The sequence below is a fragment of the Cobetia sp. 29-18-1 genome, assembly GCF_029846405.1.
Classification (GTDB): Bacteria; Pseudomonadota; Gammaproteobacteria; order Pseudomonadales; family Halomonadaceae; genus Cobetia; species Cobetia amphilecti.
The window spans coordinates 49,867-70,966 of sequence record NZ_JARWKS010000004.1; the positions used below are offsets into that span (position 1 = coordinate 49,867).

Here is a 21,100-nt window from a genome sequence, read left to right on the forward strand (position 1 = left end):
AATTCCCGTATTCAAAGACGTCGACACGACAGAGGTTTCATCCCATGGCAGCTATCAGCGCATCTATGGTCAAGGAACTGCGTGAGCGTACTGCGCTCGGCATGATGGAATGCAAGAAGGCTCTTACCGAAGCCGGTGGCGACATCGAGCTGGCGATCGAGAACCTGCGCAAGAACTCCGGCCTGAAGGCCGCCAAGAAAGCTGGCCGCGTGGCCGCTGAAGGCGCCATCGTCATCAAGGTCGCCGACGACGCCAGCTACGGCGTGATGGTCGAAATCAACTCCGAGACCGACTTCGTCGCTCGTGATGACAATTTCAAGGCCTTCACCCAGCTGATCGCCGATCGTGTGTTCGCTACCAAGAACACCGACATCGCTTCCCTGATGGAAGGCGAGCTGGAAGACACCCGTGGTCAGCTGGTTCAGAAGATCGGTGAGAACATCTCCGTTCGTCGTGCCGAGCTGGTCGAAGCGCCGGCTGGCGGCGTCGTCGGTGGCTACGTCCACGGCGGCCGCATCGCTGCGCTGACCCTGCTGAACGGCGGTACTGGTGAAGCAGCCAAGGACGTCTCCATGCACGTCGCAGCCGTCAACCCGGTCTGTGCACGTCCGTCCGACATGCCGCAGGAACAGATGGACGCTGAAAAGGCCATCATCCTTGCTCAGCCGGACATGGCAGGCAAGCCGGCGGAAATCGCCGAGAAGATGTCCCAGGGTCGTCTGAAGAAGTACCTGGCTGAGAACAGCCTGACCGAACAGCCGTTCGTCAAGGATCCGAACCAGACCGTCGCCGAGTTCGTCAAGGCAGCCGGTGGTGAAGTGGTATCCTTCGTACGCATGGAAGTCGGTGAAGGTATCGAGAAGGAAGAAGTCGACTTCGCAGCTGAAGTCCGCGAGCAGGCCAGCCGCGCGTAAGGGCTGACTGTTTTCGCTTCTCATGATGGCGTGCGCATAGTCGCACGCCATCGTGTATCTGGCCCCCGCCTTCGGGCCGCCCCGTTCCCCGTATGTCAGTATCAGGAGAGATTCGCATGGCCACCATTTCCGCTGAACGCAATGCCAAGTACAAGCGCATACTGCTCAAGCTTTCCGGTGAGGCCCTGATGGGCGATGGCGATTTCGGCATCGACCCCAAGGTGCTGGATCGCATGGCGCTGGAAATCGGTCAGCTGGTGGGCATCGGCGTCCAGGTCGGCATCGTCATCGGTGGCGGCAACCTGTTCCGTGGCGCAGCCCTGCAGGAAGTCGGCATGGAGCGTGTGACCGGTGACCATATGGGCATGCTGGCGACCGTGATGAATGGTCTGGCGCTGCGTGATGCGCTGGAACGCTCCAACATCCGTTCACGCGTGATGTCTGCCATCCCGATGAGTGGCGTGGTAGAACATTATGATCGCCGTACCGCCATCCGTTATCTGACGTCTGGCGATGTGGTCATCTTCTCCGCCGGTACCGGCAACCCGTTCTTCACTACCGATTCCGCTGCCTGTCTGCGCGGTATCGAGATCGACGCGGATGCCGTCATCAAGGCAACCAAGGTGGATGGTGTCTACGACAAGGACCCGGTCAAGTTCCCGGATGCCGTGAAGTACGACAGCCTCAGCTACGATGATGCGCTGGACCAGAAGCTTGGCGTGATGGATTTGACCGCCATCTGCCTGGTACGTGACCATGACATGCCGGTGCGGGTGTTCAACATGAACAAGGCAGGCGCGCTGCTCAACCTGGTGGTGGGTGGCAAGGAAGGCACGCTGATTGATAGAGGGTAAGACTGTGATCAACGACATCAAGAAAGACGCCGAATCACGCATGAAGAAGACCATCGAGTCCCTCGGTGCCGCCTTCGGCAAGATCCGTACGGGGCGTGCGCATCCCAGCATCCTGGATGCCGTGACGGTCGATTACTATGGTAGCCAGGTACCGCTGAATCAGGTGGCCAACATCACCACCGAAGATGCGCGCACCCTGACTGTCGTGCCGTGGGAAAAGCCCATGGTGCCGAAGGTCGAGAAGGCCATCATGACTTCTGACCTGGGTCTCAACCCGTCCACCGCCGGTGACGTGATTCGCGTCCCGATGCCGATGCTGACGGAAGAGACGCGTCGCGGTTACACCAAGCAGGCGCGTGCAGAAGCGGAAAACGCCCGCGTGGCGCTCCGCAATGTGCGTCGTGACGCCAATGGCGACATCAAGAGCCTTCTCAAGGACAAGGACATCTCCGAAGACGATGCACGTCGCGGAGAAGACGAGATCCAGAAGCTGACCGACAAGTATGTGGCGGAAGTCGACAGTGCTCTGGAGCACAAGGAAACCGACCTGATGCAGGTCTGATCGGGTCTGCCGCCGGCGTTTGCCGGCGGCATCCGGTGCTCGTAGCGAGACCCCATGACGTCACCGAATTCCCCCTCCACGCCACGCCATGTGGCGATCATCATGGACGGCAACAACCGCTGGGCGAAGTCCCGCGGCTGGGCTGGCATACGCGGCCATCGCGCCGGTGCCGAAACCGTCCGCAGTACCATCCGTCGCGCTGCCGAGCAGGGCGTGGAAGTGCTGACCCTGTTTGCCTTCTCCAGTGAGAACTGGAAGCGCCCGGCCAATGAAGTCAGTGCGCTGATGGAGCTGTTTCTGCTGGCGCTCAAGCGCGAGGTCAAGAAGCTTCATCGCCACGATATCCGACTCTCGGTCATCGGCGAGCGCAGCCGTTTTTCCAATTCGATTCAAAAGCATATCCAGAGCGCCGAAGACATGACGCGCGGCAATCGCGGCATGCACGTGGTGATCTGCGCCAATTATGGCGGCCGTTGGGATATCGCCGAGGCCGCCCGCCGTCTGGCGGAGCAGGTCGAGCGCGGCGAGCTCAAGGCAGCGGACATCGACGAGTCACGTCTCGGGGCGGAAGTGTGCCTGAGCGAACTGCCGGAGGTGGATCTGTGTATCCGCACCAGCGGTGAGCAGCGCATCTCCAACTTCCTGATCTGGCAGCTGGCCTATGCCGAGTTCTATTTCTCGCCCGTACTGTGGCCTGATTTCGATGCGGCGGCCTTCGATGAAGCGCTCAGCGCCTACGCCCTGCGTCAGCGTCGTTATGGCATGACCAGCGAACAACTCGACGCCGAGGGGCTCTAGTGCTCAGACAACGAATCATCACCGCGCTCATTCTCGCGCCGCTGGCGCTGTGGGGGCTGTTCGGCCTCGACGGTGCCGCCTTCGCCACCTTCACCGGGGCTGTCGTCGCGCTGGCCGCCTGGGAGTGGTCCAACCTGTCTGGCGTGCGTGCCGGCATGGCGCGTCTGCTGTTCCCGCTGGTGCTCAGCGTGCTGATGCTGCTGGTCTGGCAGTTCGATGGCGCTCTTGCGCGTTGGCCGCTGTATCTGGCGGCACTGGCATGGCTGGTCAATCTGCGCTGGGTAATGCGCTATCCGGCCGCCAGTCAGGAATGGCAGGCGACCGGCGTGCGGCTGGGCGTCGGCGTGCTGGCACTGCTGCCGACCTGGTTCGGCTTCGTGCAGCTCAAGGCCAGTGGCGGTGAGTGGCTGCTGTATGTGCTGCTGATGGTGTGGGCGGCGGATATCGGTGCCTACTTCTCCGGCAAGCGCTTCGGCAAGCGCAAGCTGGCGCCGCGCGTCAGCCCGGGCAAGTCCTGGGAGGGCGTCTACGGTGGTCTGGTGGCCACCGGCCTGCTGGCGACCGGCTATGCGCTGGCGGGGCTGGCCGACTGGCTGCCGCTGCTGCTGGTCACGCTGGGCGTGACGGCCGTCTCGGTGCTGGGTGACCTGCTCGAGAGCATGTTCAAGCGCCAGCGTCAGGTGAAGGACTCAAGCCATCTGCTGCCCGGTCATGGTGGCGTGATGGACCGCATCGACAGCCTGACCGCGGCGGTGCCGCTGTTTGCCCTGCTGTTGCCGTGGGTGCTGGGAGGTGGTGCGTGAGCACGAATGTGAACGTGAACCACGAGATTCCTCATGAGGCGCCTGCGCTGCAGCGCATCACCATTCTCGGTGCGACCGGCTCCATCGGGTCCAGCACCCTGGATGTGATCGCGCGCCATCCCGAGCGTTATCGGGTGCATGCGCTCAGCGCTGCCACGCGTCACGAGGCGCTGCTGGAGCTGTGCCTGACGCATCGCCCGCAGGTGGCGGTGATCGCCTCGTGCGAGGCGGCTGCGTGGCTCAGTGAGGCGCTCAAGGGCGTCGAGAGCTATCAGGGCACGCCCATCGAGGTGCGCCATGGTGAGCAGGCACTGGTCGACATCAGCGAGGCGCCTGAAGTCGATAGCGTGATGGCCGCCATCGTCGGTGCGGCTGGCCTGTTGCCGACACTGGCGGCGGTGCGGGCTGGCAAGCGCGTGCTGCTGGCCAACAAGGAAGCGCTGGTGTGTGCCGGGCAGCTGTTCATGGATGCGGTGAAGCAGCACGGGGCGACCCTGCTGCCGATCGATTCCGAGCACAACGCCATCTTCCAGTGCCTGCCGGCCCAGCATCGTGATGGCCTGGCGCCGATCGGCGTCGAGAAGCTATTGCTGACCGCCTCCGGCGGCCCGTTCCGCGATGATGCCGAATGGCCTGCCGAGCGGCTGGCGACGGTGACGCCGGACGAGGCCTGCGCGCATCCCAACTGGTCGATGGGGCGCAAGATTTCCGTCGATAGCGCCACCCTGATGAACAAGGGCCTGGAGCTGATTGAGGCCTGCTGGCTGTTCGCCTGCGGGCCGGACGACATTCAGGTGGTCGTGCATCCCCAGAGCGTGATTCACTCGATGGCGGCCTACAGTGATGGCTCGGTGCTGGCCCAGATGGGCAATCCGGACATGCGTACGCCGATCGCCTATGCGCTGGCGTGGCCGGAGCGTATCGATGCCGGCGTCGAGCCGCTGGACCTGTTTCAGGTCGCGCGTCTCGATTTCCGTGCCGCCGACGAGACGCGCTTCCCGTGTCTGCGGCTGGCGCGCGAGGCCATCGCGGCAGGCGGCACCTGGCCTGCGGTGATGAATGCCGCCAACGAGGTGGCCGTGGCCGCCTTCCTCGAGGGTCGCCTGGCCTTCGATCGAATCCCGGCAGTGGTGCAGGCCGTCATGCAGGCGCGTCCGCCACTGGCGGTGGATGGCCTCGAGGTGATTCTCGCCGAAGACGCGGCGGCGCGTGAGCTGGCTGCCGCCGAGTTGGCCCTCGCCGGGCCCTGAAATCCTATCTTGCACTGTCTTGTCACTTTCTTCGTGAGCGTGGCAAGGCAGGCTGCCCATCTCGGGCACCAATCTCCAGGAGCGCGTGATGGGTGTGATCCAGAATATTCTTGCCGTGATCGTCGTGTTGGGGGTGTTGATCACCATCCATGAGTACGGTCATTTCTGGGTCGCGCGTCGTTGCGGCATCAAGGTGCTGCGCTTCTCCATCGGCTTCGGCAAACCCTTCTGGTCGTGGACCGATCGCCACGGCACCGAGTACGGGATCGCCGCCATCCCGCTGGGTGGCTACGTCAAGATGCTGGATGAGCGCGAGGGGCCGGTCGATCCGACCGAGCGTCATCTGGCCTTCAATACCAAGTCGGTGTGGAAGCGTATCGCCGTCGTCTCGGCGGGCCCGCTGGCCAACTTCCTGCTGGCCATCGTCGCCTACTGGGCGCTGTTCGTCGCCGGTACCACCACGGTGGTGCCGATGGTCGGTGCCGTGGCGCCGGACTCGCCGGCTGGCCGCGCCGGCCTTGCGCCGAAGACCGAGATCGTCGCCATCAATGGTCAGGCCACTCCCTCGTGGGATGAGGTCAACCTGCGCTTGATCGGTGCGATTGGCGATGACAGCCTGACGCTCACCACGCGTGCCGAGGGTGCCAGCGCCACGCACGAGCAGTCCCTCGACGTGACACGCTTCCTGGTCGATCAGGATCCGCCGCGTCCGCTGGTGACGCTGGGCATCACGGCCTGGCGTCCTCAGCTGCCGGCGGTGCTGGGGCGTGTGCTGGACGGTGGCGCCGCTCAGGCGGCAGGCCTGCAGGCCGGTGACCGCATCGTCAGCATCGATGGCACCCTGGTGGTCGACTGGATCGATTTCGTCGAGCGCGTGCGCGGTGCGCCGGGTGAGACGCTGTCGGTGCTGGTGGCGCGTGATGGCAAGGAAGAGACGCTGTCACTGACACCCGCCAGCAATTCGCTCGATGACGGGCGTGTGGTGGGGCAGGTCGGCGCCGGTGTCGAGAACGTCAGCTGGCCCGAGCAGTATCAGCGCGAGCTCAGCTTCGGACCGCTGGCGGCCGTCGGACAGGCCGTCGGCAAGACCGGCGAGATGACGGTGCTGACGCTGGATTCGATCCGCAAGATGCTGGTTGGTCTGATCGCACCGTCCAACCTGTCTGGTCCGATCACCATCGCGCGTATCGCCGGCGACACGGCGCGCTCCGGCCTCGAGGCCTTCCTCGGCTTCATGGCCTATCTCTCCATCAGCCTGGGTGTCCTCAACCTGCTGCCGATTCCGGTGCTGGATGGCGGGCACCTGCTGTTCTATCTGGTGGAAGCCGTGCGCGGCAAACCACTTTCGCAAGAGGTCCAGAATGCGGGGCTGAAGATCGGCATGGCGCTGGTCGGTTCCCTCATGCTGATGGCCATCTACTTCGATCTCATGCGTCTTTGGTGACGGATTCGGGGAGCCATCAGCACGTGATGGCTCCCGCAGGATGAACCGAATCTGAACTGTCGATGCCCATGGGGGTCAATTCATTGCACGGGCTGGTCAATGCGATCAACTCCCGTCATCATGCCCACACGACTTCGGCCCCGATTGCCGATCCTCACTCGTAGCTGTCTTGTCAGTTGCAGGGGGTTGTGTATAAGGTGCCTGTTCACCCAAGCGGGCGGAATCCAGAGAAGCGAAGCGACTGCATGAAACTCAAGACCATTGGATTGGCAGCTGCGCTGCTCGGGGCCAGTCAGGGCGCCTTGGCCGCATCTTTTAAAATTTCGGACATCCGGGTAGAGGGCCTCCAGCGCGTGTCTGCGGGCACCGTCTTCAACGCCTTCCCCGTCTCCGCGGATCAGAATGTGGAAGAAGAGGACCTGTCGTCGGCTGCGCGTCAGCTGTTCGACACGGGCCTGTTCGACGACATCCGCCTCAAGCGTGATGGCGATGTCCTGATCATCGATGTGGTCGAGCGTCCGACGATCTCCAAGATCGAGATTGACGGCAACTCGCAGATTCCCGACGAAGACCTGCGCAAGGGCCTCAAGGAAGCAGGGCTGGCCGAGGGTCAGGTTCTGCAGCGCTCCACGCTGGAAGAGATGCAGCGTGAGCTCGAGCGTGTCTACCAGGCTCAGGGCCGCTACAGCGCGCGTATCGAGACCTCTGTCGAGGAACTCGAGCGCAACCGCGTACAGGTCAACATCGACGTCAAGGAAGGCGCGATCGCCAAGATTCATCAGATCAACATCGTCGGCAACGATGCCTTCGATGACGAGACCCTGCGCGAACAGCTGGAGCTGGAAGACAAGCCGAGCTGGTTCTTCGGCTGGTTCTCCGATGATGAATACTCGCGCGAGAAGCTGACCGGCGATATCGAGACCCTCAAGTCCTGGTATCTCGATCGCGGTTACGTCAACTTCCAGGTGCGCTCGACCCAGGTGTCCATCTCGCCGGACAAGTCCGAGATCTTCGTCACCATCAACGTCGATGAAGGCAAGCCGTACAAGATCGGCAATATCGGCTTTGCCGGTGACCTGAAGATGAAGGAAGAGCGCGCCCGCGATCTGGTCAAGCTCGCCCCGGATGCCCTCTATTCCCAGCGTGATGTGACCGCTTCCAGCGAGGCGCTGCGCCAGGCACTGGGTGCCGACGGCTTCGCCTTCGCCAAGGTCAACGCGGTGCCGGAGGTCAACGAAGAGAGCGACACCGTCGATCTGACCTTCGCGGTCGACCCCGGCAAGCGCGCCTACGTGCGTCGCATCAACTTCAAGGGCAACACCACCACTGCAGACGAAGTGCTGCGTCGTGAGATGACCCAGCTGGAAGGTGCACCGGCCTCCACCGACAAGATCAAGCAGTCCAAGCAGAAGCTTGAGCGTCTCGGCTTCTTCAAGCAGGTCGATGTCGACACGCGTCCTGTCGCCGGCGAGCCGGACCAGCTGGACGTCAACTACAACGTCGAGGAGCAGCCGTCAGGCTCGATCTCGGCGTCGGTCGGTTTCTCCCAGGGTGACGGTGTCATCTACGGGGTGGGCCTGTCGCAGAAGAACTTCCTGGGCACCGGTAACGAAGTCAACATCAACGCCCAGAAGTCGGATGACTACACCAACGTCAGCTTCGGCTATACCGACCCGTACTGGACGCTGGATGGCATCTCGCGCGGCTACAACATGTTCTACCGCAAGGTGGATTACGACGATGATGACGACGTCGCCAGCTACGCGACCGACAGCTTCGGTGGCGGGATCAACTTCGGTTACCCGATCAACGAGCTGTCACGTCTGAACTTCGGCGGCGGTTACGAGTTCGTGCGCGTCAAGGACTTCGACGACAGCCCGGCGGAGGTCACGCAGTTCATCGAGGATGAAGGCGAAGACTTCAATCTCTACAAGCTGACGGCCAGCTGGTCTCGCAACAACCTCAATCGTGGCATCCTGCCCACGGCGGGCAGCTCTCAGCTGCTGTCGCTGGAAGTGGCGGTGCCGGGCTCCGATGCGGATTACTACAAGCTCCGCTACAAGGGATCCAAGTACTTCGAGCTGAGTCAGGACTGGTCACTCAAGTTCCGTACCGAGCTGGGCTATGCCAACTCGTTCTCCGGCGATACCTATCCGTTCTTCAAGAACTTCTATGCCGGTGGTCTGGGCAGCGTGCGTGGCTACAGCTCCAATACCCTGGGGCAGTCCACCACTGAGCAGAACGATGGTGACGACGATACCATCGGCGGCAACATCCTGATCGAAGGTGGGGTGGACCTGATCTTCCCGATGCCCTTCATCAAGGACAAGCGCTCGGTGCAGCCGTCGTTCTTCGTCGATGCCGGTAACACCTATCTGACGTCGTGCTACGACGTGAGCTCCAGTGACACCAGCAGCTGTGAGAGCGGTGTCGACCTGGGCGAGCTGAATTACAGTGCCGGTATCGGCCTGTCGTGGATCACGCCGGTAGGCCCGCTGACCTTCAGTGTCGCCCAGCCGATCGGTGACGATGACGACGATGACACCGAAATCTTCCAGTTCTCGCTGGGCCAGACCTTCTAAGGCCGTACGAGGCCGTACCCGCTTGAGCCGGTGCGGCCTTCGTCACGACCACCGGCGGCGCTGTCCCTGTTCCGTCGCCGGTCCTCGCACCGTCGGTCGCTGAGTCATCAGTGACTGAACAACAGGCCTACAAGGAGTTTGTGTGATGCGTAAATTGACCCGCGCCCTGTGTCTGGCTGGTGGCCTTGCCGCCATGGCGACTCCGATGCTGGCACAGGCCACCGAAGTCGCGGTCCTCGACTGGCGCCAGGCGCTGTTGAGTTCCGACTCGGCCAAGATTTCCATGAACCAGCTCAAGAATCAGCTGGCCGGCAAGCAGGACCAGGCCAAGGCACTCGCCAAGGAACTGGAATCCCTGCAGGCCAAGCTGCAGAAGGACGGCGCCGTGATGTCCGATTCCGAGCGTCAGTCCGTGCAGCAGCAGCTGCGCCAGAAGGGCGGCCAGTTCCAGCAGCTGCGTGGCCAGGTCCAGCAGCAGCAGCAACAGGCGGAGCAGGCCTTCCTCAAGCAGTCCAAGCCGAAGCTCGACAAGGCCATCCAGCAGGTCGTCGACAAGCATGGCATCGAGCTGCTGGTCGACCGCAATGCGACGGTCTACAGCAAGGACGGTATGGACCTGACCAATGAAGTGACTCAGGTGTTCAACTCGCTCAACTGAGTACATCCCGCGCGCGCAAGCGTGCGGGATGTGTTGCATCCGAGCATGCCAACGCGAATGCGAGCCAGAGGCGCTCAGCGCCCAGAGACAGAATGAAAAAGCGACAATTCTCTTACACTCTCGAGGATCTGGCTCAGCGGCTGGGCGCTCGTCTCGTCGGTGACCCGGCTGTCCGGGTCACCGGCCTGTCGACGCTGGTCGATGCTGAGCCCGGCGATATCGCCTTCCTCGCCAATCGCGCCTACCTCAAGTATCTCGGGGAAACCGCCGCGACTGCCGTGCTGCTGCATGAAAGCCATCTTGAAGAGTGCAAGGGCAATGCCCTCGTGCTGGACAATCCGTATCTGGCCTACGCTGAGCTGTCGCGTCTGTTCGATCCGCTGGCGGTCGAGCCTCAGGCGAGCGTGCACGCCAGTGCCGTCATCGACGAGACCGCAACCCTGGGGGCCAATGTCGAGGTCGGCCCGCAGGTCGTGATCGGTCCGGGCGTCAGCATCGGCGACAACACGCGCATTCACGCGGGTTGCGTGATCGGGGCTGACAGCGTGTTGGGCGAGGGCTGTCTGCTGCACCCCAATGTCACGCTCTATCATGGCGTGGTGATCGGGGCGCGCGCGGTACTCCACAGCAGCTGCGTGATCGGTGCCGATGGCTTCGGCTTTGCCCACGATGGCAAGGGCTGGCACAAGATCGCCCAGCTCGGTGGCGTGCTGATCGGCGATGATGTCGAAGTCGGCAGCTGCACCAGCATCGATCGTGGTGCGCTCGGTGACACCATCATCGGCAATGACGTCAAGATCGACTCCCAGGTCCAGATCGCGCACAACGTGCAGATCGGTGACCACTCGGCGCTGGCGGGCTGTGTCGGCATCGCCGGCTCCACCAAGGTCGGTCGCTACTGTCTGATGGGCGGTGGCGTGGGGCTGGCGGGGCACCTGGAGATCGCCGATGGCGTGCAGGTGACCGGCATGAGTCTGGTGACCAACTCCATCACCAAGCCGGGCGTCTATTCCTCCGGCACTGGTGCGATGGATAACGGCCTGTGGCGCAGAAATGCCGTACGTTTCAAGCAGTTGGATCAGTTGGCGCGACGCTTGAATCAGGTCGAGAAGAGTTTGAAGGACAAGTAGTACTGCAAGCCCGGGTAGTACCTGTCCAGAGCAGAGTCTCGCACCTGCTTGGCGCACTGTCGGGCAATGAGCGGCTGCCAGCCACGCGCAAGGACGCTATAATGCGTGCCATTGCCCGAACGGCGGTCCGGACCGTCATTACATGCCTGCCCGCGAGCGGCAGGCATTTCGTTATTTCAGAGGTTGCAAGCCAATGGTTATGGACGTCAACGAGATCCGTGAGTATCTCCCGCACCGCTATCCTTTCCTGCTGATCGATCGTGTCATGGACCTGACCCTTGGCGAGTTCATCGTCGCGCGCAAGAACGTCAGCATCAATGAGCCGTTCTTCAATGGTCACTTCCCGGAGCACCCGATCATGCCGGGCGTTCTGATCGTGGAAGCCATGGCTCAGGCGGCGGGTATTCTCGGCTTCAAGACCGTCGACAAACGTCCCGCCGATGGCTACATCTATTATCTCGTCGGAAGCGACAATGTGCGCTTCAAGCGCCCGGTGATGCCGGGTGACCAGCTCGAGATCAGCGCCCGCGTGCTGCGCGAGAAGCGTGGCATCTGGAAATTCGCCTGTCAGGCCAAGGTCGACGGCGATCTGGTCTGCGAGGCCGAAATCATCTGTGCCGAGAGGAAGGTCGCTTGATACATCCTACTGCCATTGTCGATCCCGGCGCCCGCCTGGCCGATGATGTCGAGGTCGGCCCGTTCTGCGTGATCGGGGCTGATGTCGAGATCGGCGCTGGCACGGTGGTGGGGCCGCATGTCGTCATCAAGGGCACCACCGTCATCGGTGAGCGCAACCGTATCTTCCAGTTCGCGTCAGTGGGCGAGGACTGTCAGGACAAGAAGTACGCCGGTGAGCCGACGCGCCTGGAAATCGGGGATGACAACGTCATCCGCGAGGGCGTGACCCTGCATCGCGGCACCGTCCAGGATGCCAGCCTCACGCGTATCGGCAGTCGCAACCTGTTCATGGCCTACTCGCATGTCGGCCATGACTGCATCATCGGTGACGACTGCATCATGGCCAATCAGGCGACGCTGGGTGGCCATGTCCATCTCGGCAACCACGTCATTCTGGGCGGCCTGTCGGCGGTGCATCAGTTCTGCCATATCGGCGAACATGCCATGGCGGGTGGTGGCTCCATCATCACCAAGGACATCGCGGCCTTCGTGATGGTCAATGGCCATCCGGCGGAAGCGCATGGCCTCAACAGCGTTGGCCTCAAGCGTCGTGGCTTCAGCCGCGAGACCATCTCCGCGCTGAACACGGCCTACAAGACGGTCTTCCGTCAGGGGCTGACGCTGGCCCAGGCCCTCGAGCAGCTGGAAGCCGAGCCGCCGCTGGCCGAGCGCGATGTCTTCATCGCCTCGCTCAAGGCGTCCACTCGCGGACTGACTCGCTGAGCATGCGCATCTACCTGGTAGCCGGGGAACTCTCCGGTGACATCCTCGGTGCCAGCCTGATGCGCGCGCTCAAGGCGCGCTATCCCGATGTCGAGTTTCGTGGCATCGGCGGTCCGCGCATGCAGGCCGAGGGCTTCGACAGCCTCTATCCGCTGGAAACCCTGTCGGTGATGGGGCTGGTCGAGGTGCTCAAGCATCTGCCGGCGCTGATCAAGGTCCGTCGCCATCTGTTGCGCGACGCCCTTGAGTGGCAACCCGACGTGATGATCGGCATCGATGCCCCGGACTTCAATCTGGGGCTCGAGCTGCGCCTGCGCAAGCAGGGCATCACCACCGCGCACTACGTCAGCCCCTCCGTGTGGGCCTGGCGTCAGGGGCGCGTGAAGACCATTCGCCGCGCCGTCGATCGCATGCTGACCTTCCTGCCCTTCGAGGCCGCCTTCTATCGTGAGCATCAGGTGCCGGTGACCTTCGTCGGCCATCCGCTGGCCGATGAGTTGCCGCTCGAGGATGATCGCGCTGCTGCCCGTGGGCAGTTGGGGATCGACCCGGAAGTGCAGCTGCTGGCGGTATTGCCGGGCTCCCGCGCCAACGAGATCCGCTTTCTCGGCGAGACCTTCCTGGCCGCCATCGAGCGCCTCTGTCAGCGTTACCCCGGCCTTGAGGTGGTGATCCCGGCGGCCACGCCGCTGCGGCGCACCGAGCTCGAGTCCCTGATGGCGGAGCGTGAAGGGCTGGATCGCAGTCGCATCCATCTGGTGGATGGCCAATCGCGTGAAGCGATGACCGCCGCCGATGCCGTGCTGCTGGCTTCCGGCACGGCGGCACTCGAATGCCTGCTCTGTCACCGCCCGATGGTGGTGGCCTATCGCATGGCGCCGATGACGCATCGCATCGCGCGGCATATGGTCAAGACCGAGTGGATTTCCCTGCCCAATCTGATCGCCCGCGAGACGCTGGTGCCGGAGCTGATCCAGGACGCCGCCACGCCGGAGTCCATCGAGGAAAGCCTTGCGCCATTGCTGTCGCGTGCCGCAGGTGACGTCGCCCGCCAACGAGAACTGCGTGAGCGTTTCACCGCCATGCATCGTGAACTGACCTGTGATGCCAGCGCCGCGGCCGCCATCGCCATCGGTGAACTGGCCGGACGCTGATCCCGCGTGTCGCCGCCAGACATTGCGCTACCCTTGATTGAATCACCTCGACAGGCAGATCGCATTGGCGCTCTGCCTGTTGTCTTACGCCTTGAGATATCATGACCGACTCTGCCGACAGCCACGCCACCACGCCTTCTGCGCGCAAGCGTAAACCCGCCGATGATTTTCCGCCGCTGGTGATTCCCTATCAGGGGCAGTTGCTGGCCGGTATCGACGAGGTCGGGCGTGGGCCGCTGGTCGGCCCGGTGGTGGCGGCAGCGGTGATTCTGGACCCGAATGACCCCATCGAGGGCATCACCGACTCCAAGAAGCTCAGCGAGAAGAAGCGTCTGGCCCTCTACGAGCAGATTCGGGCCCGTGCCTGGGCGTGGGCGATCGCCGAGGCCACCAGTGACGAGATCGATGAGCTGAACATCTATCAGGCCACGCACCTGGCCATGCGGCGCGCCATCGATGCATTGGGCGTGCGTCCGGAATACCTGCTGGTGGATGGCAACCGCCTGCCGGGACACGAGGTTCCCGGCATGGCGGTGGTGAAGGGTGATCTGCGCCACGCTGCCATCGGCGCAGCCTCGATTCTGGCCAAGGTGCATCGTGACGCCCAGATGGCGGCGCTGGATTCACACTTCCCCGCCTATGGCTTCGCGCGTCACAAGGGCTACCCGACCCGTGAGCATCAGGCCGCCATCGAGGAACATGGCATCCTCACCCTGCATCGCAAGAGCTTCGGACCGGTCAAGCGACTGTTCATGTCGGGGCACGTGCCACAGGCCGTGCCGCCGGACGCGCTGATCGCGCTTCCGGCCCCGGAGCCGAGCGAGGCAAGCGAGGCGAGCCAGCAGCCCACGGCAAAAAAGCCGCCAGCCGTGGTCTGACTGATGCTAGTGAGACCACGGCATCCCCGTCAGTCGAGCCTGCCCGGGCGGATGCTGCGCCTTCAGATGCTATGCCTTCAGGCGATGGCGCTGACAGGCTATCCTTGAAGCCCGAGCCCGAGCCCGAGCCTTCAACCTCGCAGCCGCCGGCACCCGCAGCGACGACAGCACCCGCCGCAACCGAATCCTTCACCGTCACGCCGACTTCACGAGCCGATTCCATGACCACGCCCTTTGTTCACCTGCGCGTTCACACCGAGTTCTCCCTCGTCGATGGTCTGCCCGGCGTCAAGCCGCTGATCAAGGCGACCGCCGCGGCGGGCCAGCCGGCTGTCGCGGTGACTGACGAGGCCAACCTGTTCGGGCTGGTCAAGTTCTACTCCAATGCGCGCGCTGCTGGCATCAAGCCGATCATCGGTGCCGACATGTGGCTGATCAATCCCCAGGATGCCACACGCCCGTATCGCCTCACGCTGCTGGCGATGAACGACACCGGCTATCGCAACCTCACCGAGCTGATCTCGCGCGGCTGGACCGATGGCCAGAAGCAGGACCGCGCCTACCTCGAGAAACAGTGGATCTTCGAGCAGGCCGAGGGCCTGATCGTGCTGTCCGGTGGCCGTGAAGGCGAGATCGGCCGTCATCTGCTGTCGGACCACGAAGACAGCGCCCGGGCACTGCTCGGTGAGTGGAAGGCGGTGTTCGGGGATCGCTTCTATCTGGAGCTGACCCGCACCCAGCGTCAGTACGAGGAAGAGTGCCTGCACCTGTCGGTGGCGCTGGCCGAGGCCACCGATACGCCGGTGGTCGCCACCAATGATGTGCGCTTCCTCAAGCGGGAGGACTACTGGGCCCACGAGACGCGCGTCTCCATCGGCGAAGGCAAGGCGCTGGATGACCCGCGGCGCGAGACCCGCTACAGCGATGAGCAGTACCTGAAGAGCGCCGAGGAGATGAGCGAGCTGTTCTCCGACATTCCCGAAGCGCTCGAGAACAGTGTGCTGATCGCGGCGCGCTGCTCGGTGACCGTGCAGCTGGGCACCTACTTCCTGCCCGAGTTCCCGGTGCCGGAAGGCATGACGATGGACCAGTTCTTCCGCAAGGTCTCGCATGATGGCCTGACGGAGCGCCTCGACAAGCTGTATCCCCACGCCAGGCATCCGCGCGACAGCGAGGCCTGGGCCGAGATCGAGCAGCGCTATCGCACGCGGCTGGATTTCGAGCTCGACATCATCCTGCAGATGGGCTTCCCCGGTTACTTCCTGATCGTCATGGACTTCATCCAGTGGGGCAAGGACAACGGCGTGCCGGTCGGCCCGGGGCGTGGTTCCGGTGCCGGCTCGCTGGTGGCCTACGCCCAGAAGATCACCGATCTGGACCCGCTGGAATATGACCTGCTGTTCGAGCGCTTCCTGAACCCGGAACGTGTCTCCATGCCCGACTTTGACGTCGATTTCTGCATGGAGAAGCGTGACCGCGTGATCGATTACGTGGCCGAGCGCTACGGGCGCAACGCGGTCTCGCAGATCGTCACCTTTGGCACCATGGCCGCCAAGGCCGTGGTGCGTGACGTGGCGCGTGCCCAGGGCAAGCCCTACTCGCTGGGCGACAAGCTCTCCAAGCTGATTCCCTTCGAGGTCGGCATCACGCTCGAGAAGGCCATCGAGCAGGAGCCGCAGCTCAAGGAATTCATCGACAACGACGAGGAAGCCCAGGAAATCTGGGAGATGGCGCTCAAGCTCGAGGGCACCACGCGCGGCACCGGCAAGCACGCCGGCGGCGTGGTGATCGCGCCGACCAAGCTGACCGACTTCGCGCCGCTGCTGTGTGATGAAGACGGCAGCGGTCTGGTGGTCCAGTTCGACAAGAACGACGTCGAGGAGGCCGGGCTGGTCAAGTTCGACTTCCTGGGTCTGCGCACCCTGACCATCATCGACTGGGCGACCGAGATGGTCGACAAGATCCGTGAGCGGGAAGGGCTGGCGCCGCTGGATATCGATGACATCCCGCTGGATGACGCCAAGACCTTCGACATGCTGCAGAAGGCGGAGACGACGGCCGTCTTCCAGCTGGAATCCCGCGGCATGAAGGAGCTGATCAAGAAGCTCAAGCCCGACTGCCTGGAAGACATGATCGCCTTGGTGGCCCTGTTCCGTCCCGGCCCGCTGCAGTCCGGCATGGTGGATGACTTCATCAACCGCAAGCACGGTCGTTCCGAAGTGTCTTATCCACACCCGGATTACCAGCATGAGCTGCTCAAGCCGGTACTGGAGCCGACCTACGGCATCATCCTGTACCAGGAGCAGGTCATGCAGATCGCGCAGGTGCTGGCCGGCTATACGCTGGGTCAGGCCGACATGCTGCGCCGCGCGATGGGCAAGAAGAAGCCGGAAGAGATGGCCAAGCAGCGCGCCGGCTTCATGGAAGGCTGTGCGGGCAAGGGCATCGACAAGGACCTGGCCGGCAACATCTTCGACCTGGTGGAGAAATTCGCCGGTTACGGCTTCAACAAGTCGCACTCGGCGGCCTATGGTCTGGTTTCCTACCAGACCGGCTGGCTGAAGGCGCACTATCCGGGGCCGTTCATGGCCGCGGTGATCTCGACCGAGATGCAGACCATCGAGAAGGTGGTGCCGCTGATCGAGGAGTGCCGCCATATCGGCCTCACGGTCACGCCGCCGGATGTGAACATCGGCGGCTACAAGTTCACCGTCGACCTGGAAGGGCGCGTCGTCTACGGCCTGGGCGCCATTCGCGGCGTCGGCGAGGGCCCGATCGATGCCATCGTCAGCGCGCGCGCCGAGGGTGGCCCGTTCAGCGACATCTTCGATTTCTGCAAGCGCATCGACGCCAAGAAGATCAACAAGCGCACCTTGGAAGCGCTGATCCGCTCCGGCGCGCTGGACAACATCGGCCCGTCGCGTGCGGTGCTGATGCTGGCGGTGGAGGATGCGCTCAAGGCCGCCTCCCAGAATCACGCCAACAATGATGTCGGCATCACCGACATGTTCGGCGATGCCTTCAGCGAGCCGGAAACCGATGTCTACGCCGGCTATCGCAAGGCCCGCGAGTGGACCGACAAGGAGCGCCTCACCGGCGAGAAGGACACTCTGGGGCTTTATCTGACCGGCCATCCCATCGATGAGTACGAGGGTGAGCTCAAGCGCTTCATCAATGCGCGCATCAGTGATCTGAAGCCGTCGCGTGAGCCGCAGCGCATCGCCGGGCTGGTGATCGCCATGCGCACCATGAAGTCCAAGCGGGGCGACACCATGGCCTTCGTGACCCTGGATGACCGCACCGGGCGCATCGAGGCCTCGATGTTCGGTGAGCTCTACGATCAGGTGCGCAACAAGCTGGTGCCTGACAGCGTGGTGATCGTCGAGGGCGAGGTCAGCCAGGATGACTACTCCGGTGGCCTGCGTCTGCGCGGCAAGGACGTCACGCCGATCATCGATGCGCGGGCGCGCTTCGGTGAGGCGGTCGAGATGAGCATCGCCGCCGAGGACATCGGCGGTCGCTTCACCCAGCAGCTGACCACCTTGCTGACGCCACACCTGGCCAGTGAAGGCCTGCCGATGCGCCTGCGTTATCGCAACGCCGCGGCGGAGGCCTGGCTGGAGCTGGGCGAGCAATGGCGCGTTGCGCCCAGTGATGAGTTGTTGATCCAGCTGGGTGAGGTGGAAGGCCAGCGCGGTGTGCGCCTCAAGTACCGTGAGTGAGGTGCTGGCCGACAGGATGGTGCCTGTCTCGCCAAGCGGTGGGGCAGGCGCAGCACCGAGATGAGCGGCGTGGGCGCAGAGTTAATCCACGCCTAACAGGCGGGCAAGGTTTGCACCTGTCGAACAGGGTGCGATAATGCCTGTCCATCTTTTCCGTACCCAATTCCATGCCGACTGTGACCGCCGCGAGCCACAGATCGCCTGAGCGTGTGCTCAGGGGGAGTGACCCGGCCGACTCGCTTTCCTGGCTGCCCGAGACGACGAACGAAACGCCTTATGAATCCCAATTATCTGGACTTTGAACAGCCGATCGCCGAGCTGCAGGCCAAGATCGAGGAACTCCGTCTGGTCGGTAACGACTCCCAGGTCAACCTGTCTGACGAGATCGCTCGCCTGCAGGAAAAGAGCACCAAGCTCACCGAGTCCATCTTCAAGGACCTCGGCGCTTGGCAGGTATCTCAGCTGGCACGTCACCCGCAGCGCCCGTATACCCTCGACTACCTCGAGAATCTGTTCACGGACTTCGATGAGCTGCACGGCGACCGTCACTACGCGGACGACGAAGCGCTGGTCGGCGGTATCGCGCGCCTCGACGACAAGCCGGTGATGGTGATCGGTCACCAGAAAGGCCGCGACGTGAAGGAAAAGGTGCGTCGCAACTTCGGCATGCCGCGTCCGGAAGGCTACCGCAAGGCCTGCCGTCTGATGGAGATGGCCGAGCGTTTCAAGATGCCGATCCTGACCTTCATCGACACCCCGGGTGCCTATCCGGGCATCGGTGCCGAGGAGCGCGGTCAGTCCGAGGCCATCGCCTACAACCTGGCGGTGATGTCTCGCCTCAAGACGCCGATCATCTCCACCGTCATCGGTGAGGGTGGTTCCGGCGGCGCACTGGCCATCGGCGTGTGTGACGAGCTGAACATGCTGCAGTACTCCACCTACTCGGTGATCTCGCCGGAAGGTTGCGCCTCCATCCTGTGGAAGAGCGCCGAGCGTGCCGCCGATGCCGCTGATGCGATGGGCATCACTGCCTCACGCCTCAAGGAACTGGGCTTCGTCGACAACCTGATCAAGGAGCCGCTGGGTGGCGCGCACCGCAACCCGCAGTCCGCTGCCGACAGCATCAAGGCCGCGCTGGGCGAAGGTCTGGAGCGTCTTGGCGCCCTGGATACCGATGCCCTGCTGGAGCGTCGTTACCAGCGCCTGATGAGCTACGGCGCCCCGGCATGATGCCGGTGCCTCTCGCGTGATGCGCGATCGGTTCATGCCCGCGTGACCAGGACGCCTCCGGATTCTTCCGGGGGCGTTCTTGCGTTCAGGGCCGGCGCTTTCTTCTCCACTTCCTTTTCTCCTCCACTTCCTTCATCCGCTTCGCGACAGGAGCCCGACATGTCTCTGTCCCCCTCACTGGATTCGCTGTGCCTGCGTGCTCAACCGCTGAGCGAGATGGCAGAGTCGCGGGCACTCGTCGCCGTGCGTGAGGCGCTCGAGGCCAGCGATGCCAGGCGCACGGTGTGGATCGCGCTCTCGGGCGGGCTGGATTCGGTGATGCTGGCGCGGCTGGCGGCTCGCGCGGTCAAGGACTGCCCGCGTCGACTGCGGCTGGTGCATGTGCATCACGGCCTGCAGGCGGCCAACGATGATTTCGAGCGCCTGGCGCGTAGGCTGGCTTCGCGTCTCGGGCTACCGCTGAGCGTGCGTCATCTGGCGCTGGCGGAGACAGCACTCAAGTCGCGAGGACTGGAGGCGGCAGCGCGCGAAGGGCGGCTGGCGGCACTGAGCGCCTGTCTGGCGGCGGGGGATAGCCTGTGGCTGGCGCAGCATCAGGATGATCAGGCCGAGACGCTGTTGCTCAACGCATTGCGTGGCAGCGGCGGGCGCGGGCTGGCGGCCATGCCGCCTGAGCGGGCGCTGGCCGTGGGCGAGGCATCCCCGGGGCGAGACCAGCGCGCCCATGAGCGGGCAAGACTACTTCGGCCGCTGTTGGGCATCCCACGCGATGAGATCCAGACACTGGCGAGCCAGCAGGGCTTGCAGGCCGGGCGCGACTGGTGCGAAGACCCCAGCAATGTCGATCAGCAGTTTGATCGCAACTACCTGCGCCACAGTGTCGTGCCGCTGCTGCAGGCGCGCTGGCCGCAGGCCGTGGCCAGCCTGGCGCGTTCGGCGCAGCAGTTGCAGGAAGAGCAGTCACTGCTTGATGAGCTGGCGGCCGAGCTGTTGGCGAAGGTTCAGGTCTCAGGCGCAAAGCGCCTGGCTCAGAGACAAGGACAGGAGCAGGGGCAGGGCCTGAATCAGAGACTTAATCAGGGCCTGGATCAGGGACGGGCGCACGAGACGCAGTTGTCACTGGCGGAGCTGGCAGGCTTGAGTGAGTCACGTCAGCGGTTGGTCCTGCGCCATCTATGCCAGTCGCGTGGCTGGCCGGTGCCGCCGCGGGGTCGCTTGATGAGCCTGCAGCAGTTGATCGCCACGCCGCCCGACTCGGTGGCCGAGGTGCACTGGGCCAATGCCGAATACACCGTCAGCGTGCGCGCGTGGCGCGGCCAGCTGTGGTGGCAGGTGTCAGATACCGTTATTGAGCAGGGTATGCGTCATCGACAAGGCGATACCGGCTACGCGAGAAGTGGTCGCCAACCCGGCGGGACGCCTTCCTGCGAGTGGGATGCTGAGGCGCGCAAGGCATGGCGGGCGCTGGGAAGGGATGAGCAGCATGTTGCCTTCACCTCACGTCAGCCGGGAGATGTACTGCGAGTGGCAGGGCGGGGGCGGCGCGATCTCAAGCGCTTGCTGCAGGAAGCCGACATCCCGCCGTGGCAGCGTGACCAGTTGCGTGTGGCACGCATGCACGACGGGACAATCGCGGGGCTGTGGCATCCCTCGCGGGGCTGGTGGCTACTGGCCGCACTCACACAGCAGTGAGGCCAGCGGGCGGTCTCGCCGATGTCTT

At 63.6% G+C, this 21,100-nt stretch carries 16 protein-coding genes and 1 pseudogene; all 17 read left to right on the forward strand.

Annotated features, from left to right (window positions below):
* Window positions 1-44 precede the first annotated feature (44 nt).
* The gene (tsf, locus tag QD208_RS04335) at window positions 45-914 is read left to right on the forward strand and encodes a translation elongation factor Ts (protein ID WP_043333025.1); all 870 of its coding nucleotides are present in this window, start codon (window positions 45-47) and stop codon (window positions 912-914) included.
* 116 nt (window positions 915-1,030) lie between these two features.
* On the forward strand, window positions 1,031-1,768 hold the full coding sequence (gene pyrH / locus QD208_RS04340) for a UMP kinase (protein WP_225347344.1): 738 nt from the start codon (window positions 1,031-1,033) through the stop codon (window positions 1,766-1,768).
* Between the two features lie 4 nt (window positions 1,769-1,772).
* Window positions 1,773-2,330 (forward strand): ribosome recycling factor, encoded by a 558-nt coding sequence (gene frr, locus QD208_RS04345; RefSeq protein WP_043333023.1) that lies wholly within the window; start codon window positions 1,773-1,775, stop codon window positions 2,328-2,330.
* 54 nt (window positions 2,331-2,384) lie between these two features.
* On the forward strand, window positions 2,385-3,128 hold the full coding sequence (gene uppS, locus QD208_RS04350; RefSeq protein WP_043333020.1) for a polyprenyl diphosphate synthase: 744 nt from the start codon (window positions 2,385-2,387) through the stop codon (window positions 3,126-3,128).
* Window positions 3,128-3,931 (forward strand): phosphatidate cytidylyltransferase, encoded by an 804-nt coding sequence (locus QD208_RS04355; protein WP_279835877.1) that lies wholly within the window; start codon window positions 3,128-3,130, stop codon window positions 3,929-3,931. Before uppS ends, QD208_RS04355 begins: the two co-directional genes overlap by 1 nt.
* On the forward strand, window positions 3,928-5,181 hold the full coding sequence (ispC, locus tag QD208_RS04360) for a 1-deoxy-D-xylulose-5-phosphate reductoisomerase (protein ID WP_279835878.1): 1,254 nt from the start codon (window positions 3,928-3,930) through the stop codon (window positions 5,179-5,181). The genes QD208_RS04355 and ispC overlap by 4 nt, the downstream gene beginning before the upstream one ends.
* A gap of 88 nt (window positions 5,182-5,269) precedes the next feature.
* A complete protein-coding gene (rseP, locus tag QD208_RS04365) occupies window positions 5,270-6,625 on the forward strand; it encodes a sigma E protease regulator RseP (protein WP_279835879.1) in 1,356 nt (451 codons plus the stop codon).
* 245 nt (window positions 6,626-6,870) lie between these two features.
* The gene (gene bamA / locus QD208_RS04370; RefSeq protein WP_192839168.1) at window positions 6,871-9,207 is read left to right on the forward strand and encodes an outer membrane protein assembly factor BamA; all 2,337 of its coding nucleotides are present in this window, start codon (window positions 6,871-6,873) and stop codon (window positions 9,205-9,207) included.
* Window positions 9,208-9,352: 145 nt separating this feature from the next.
* Complete coding sequence (locus tag QD208_RS04375; RefSeq protein WP_279835881.1) at window positions 9,353-9,865, forward strand: OmpH family outer membrane protein; 513 nt, start codon at window positions 9,353-9,355, stop codon at window positions 9,863-9,865.
* Window positions 9,866-9,957: 92 nt separating this feature from the next.
* A complete protein-coding gene (gene lpxD, locus QD208_RS04380) occupies window positions 9,958-10,995 on the forward strand; it encodes a UDP-3-O-(3-hydroxymyristoyl)glucosamine N-acyltransferase (RefSeq protein ID WP_043333012.1) in 1,038 nt (345 codons plus the stop codon).
* Between the two features lie 193 nt (window positions 10,996-11,188).
* A complete protein-coding gene (gene fabZ / locus QD208_RS04385) occupies window positions 11,189-11,632 on the forward strand; it encodes a 3-hydroxyacyl-ACP dehydratase FabZ (RefSeq protein ID WP_043333010.1) in 444 nt (147 codons plus the stop codon).
* On the forward strand, window positions 11,629-12,396 hold the full coding sequence (gene lpxA / locus QD208_RS04390) for an acyl-ACP--UDP-N-acetylglucosamine O-acyltransferase (protein ID WP_043333008.1): 768 nt from the start codon (window positions 11,629-11,631) through the stop codon (window positions 12,394-12,396). Before fabZ ends, lpxA begins: the two co-directional genes overlap by 4 nt.
* Before the next feature lie 2 nt (window positions 12,397-12,398).
* Window positions 12,399-13,550, forward strand: coding sequence for a lipid-A-disaccharide synthase (gene lpxB, locus QD208_RS04395; protein WP_107335918.1), 1,152 nt, complete (start codon window positions 12,399-12,401; stop codon window positions 13,548-13,550).
* Between the two features lie 101 nt (window positions 13,551-13,651).
* Window positions 13,652-14,296: pseudogene (gene rnhB / locus QD208_RS04400) on the forward strand (ribonuclease HII); the annotation flags it as partial.
* A 353-nt stretch (window positions 14,297-14,649) separates the two neighbouring features.
* Window positions 14,650-18,150, forward strand: coding sequence for a DNA polymerase III subunit alpha (gene dnaE, locus QD208_RS04405; protein WP_279835885.1), 3,501 nt, complete (start codon window positions 14,650-14,652; stop codon window positions 18,148-18,150).
* Between the two features lie 276 nt (window positions 18,151-18,426).
* Window positions 18,427-19,380, forward strand: coding sequence for an acetyl-CoA carboxylase carboxyl transferase subunit alpha (gene accA / locus QD208_RS04410; protein WP_043333001.1), 954 nt, complete (start codon window positions 18,427-18,429; stop codon window positions 19,378-19,380).
* Window positions 19,381-19,539: 159 nt separating this feature from the next.
* Window positions 19,540-21,072 (forward strand): tRNA lysidine(34) synthetase TilS, encoded by a 1,533-nt coding sequence (gene tilS, locus QD208_RS04415; protein WP_279835886.1) that lies wholly within the window; start codon window positions 19,540-19,542, stop codon window positions 21,070-21,072.
* Window positions 21,073-21,100: the final 28 nt, after the last annotated feature.

Bases quoted from the DNA above. Each gene is read 5' to 3' on its own strand.
- tsf (WP_043333025.1), top strand. From the start codon at position 45: ATGGCAGCTATCAGCGCATCTATGGTCAAGGAACTGCGTGAGCGTACT.
- pyrH (WP_225347344.1), top strand. From the start codon at position 1,031: ATGGCCACCATTTCCGCTGAACGCAATGCCAAGTACAAGCGCATACTG.
- uppS (WP_043333020.1), top strand. From the start codon at position 2,385: ATGACGTCACCGAATTCCCCCTCCACGCCACGCCATGTGGCGATCATC.
- rseP (WP_279835879.1), top strand. From the start codon at position 5,270: ATGGGTGTGATCCAGAATATTCTTGCCGTGATCGTCGTGTTGGGGGTG.
- bamA (WP_192839168.1), top strand. From the start codon at position 6,871: ATGAAACTCAAGACCATTGGATTGGCAGCTGCGCTGCTCGGGGCCAGT.
- QD208_RS04375 (WP_279835881.1), top strand. From the start codon at position 9,353: ATGCGTAAATTGACCCGCGCCCTGTGTCTGGCTGGTGGCCTTGCCGCC.
- lpxD (WP_043333012.1), top strand. From the start codon at position 9,958: ATGAAAAAGCGACAATTCTCTTACACTCTCGAGGATCTGGCTCAGCGG.
- fabZ (WP_043333010.1), top strand. From the start codon at position 11,189: ATGGTTATGGACGTCAACGAGATCCGTGAGTATCTCCCGCACCGCTAT.
- lpxB (WP_107335918.1), top strand. From the start codon at position 12,399: ATGCGCATCTACCTGGTAGCCGGGGAACTCTCCGGTGACATCCTCGGT.
- dnaE (WP_279835885.1), top strand. From the start codon at position 14,650: ATGACCACGCCCTTTGTTCACCTGCGCGTTCACACCGAGTTCTCCCTC.
- accA (WP_043333001.1), top strand. From the start codon at position 18,427: ATGAATCCCAATTATCTGGACTTTGAACAGCCGATCGCCGAGCTGCAG.
- tilS (WP_279835886.1), top strand. From the start codon at position 19,540: ATGTCTCTGTCCCCCTCACTGGATTCGCTGTGCCTGCGTGCTCAACCG.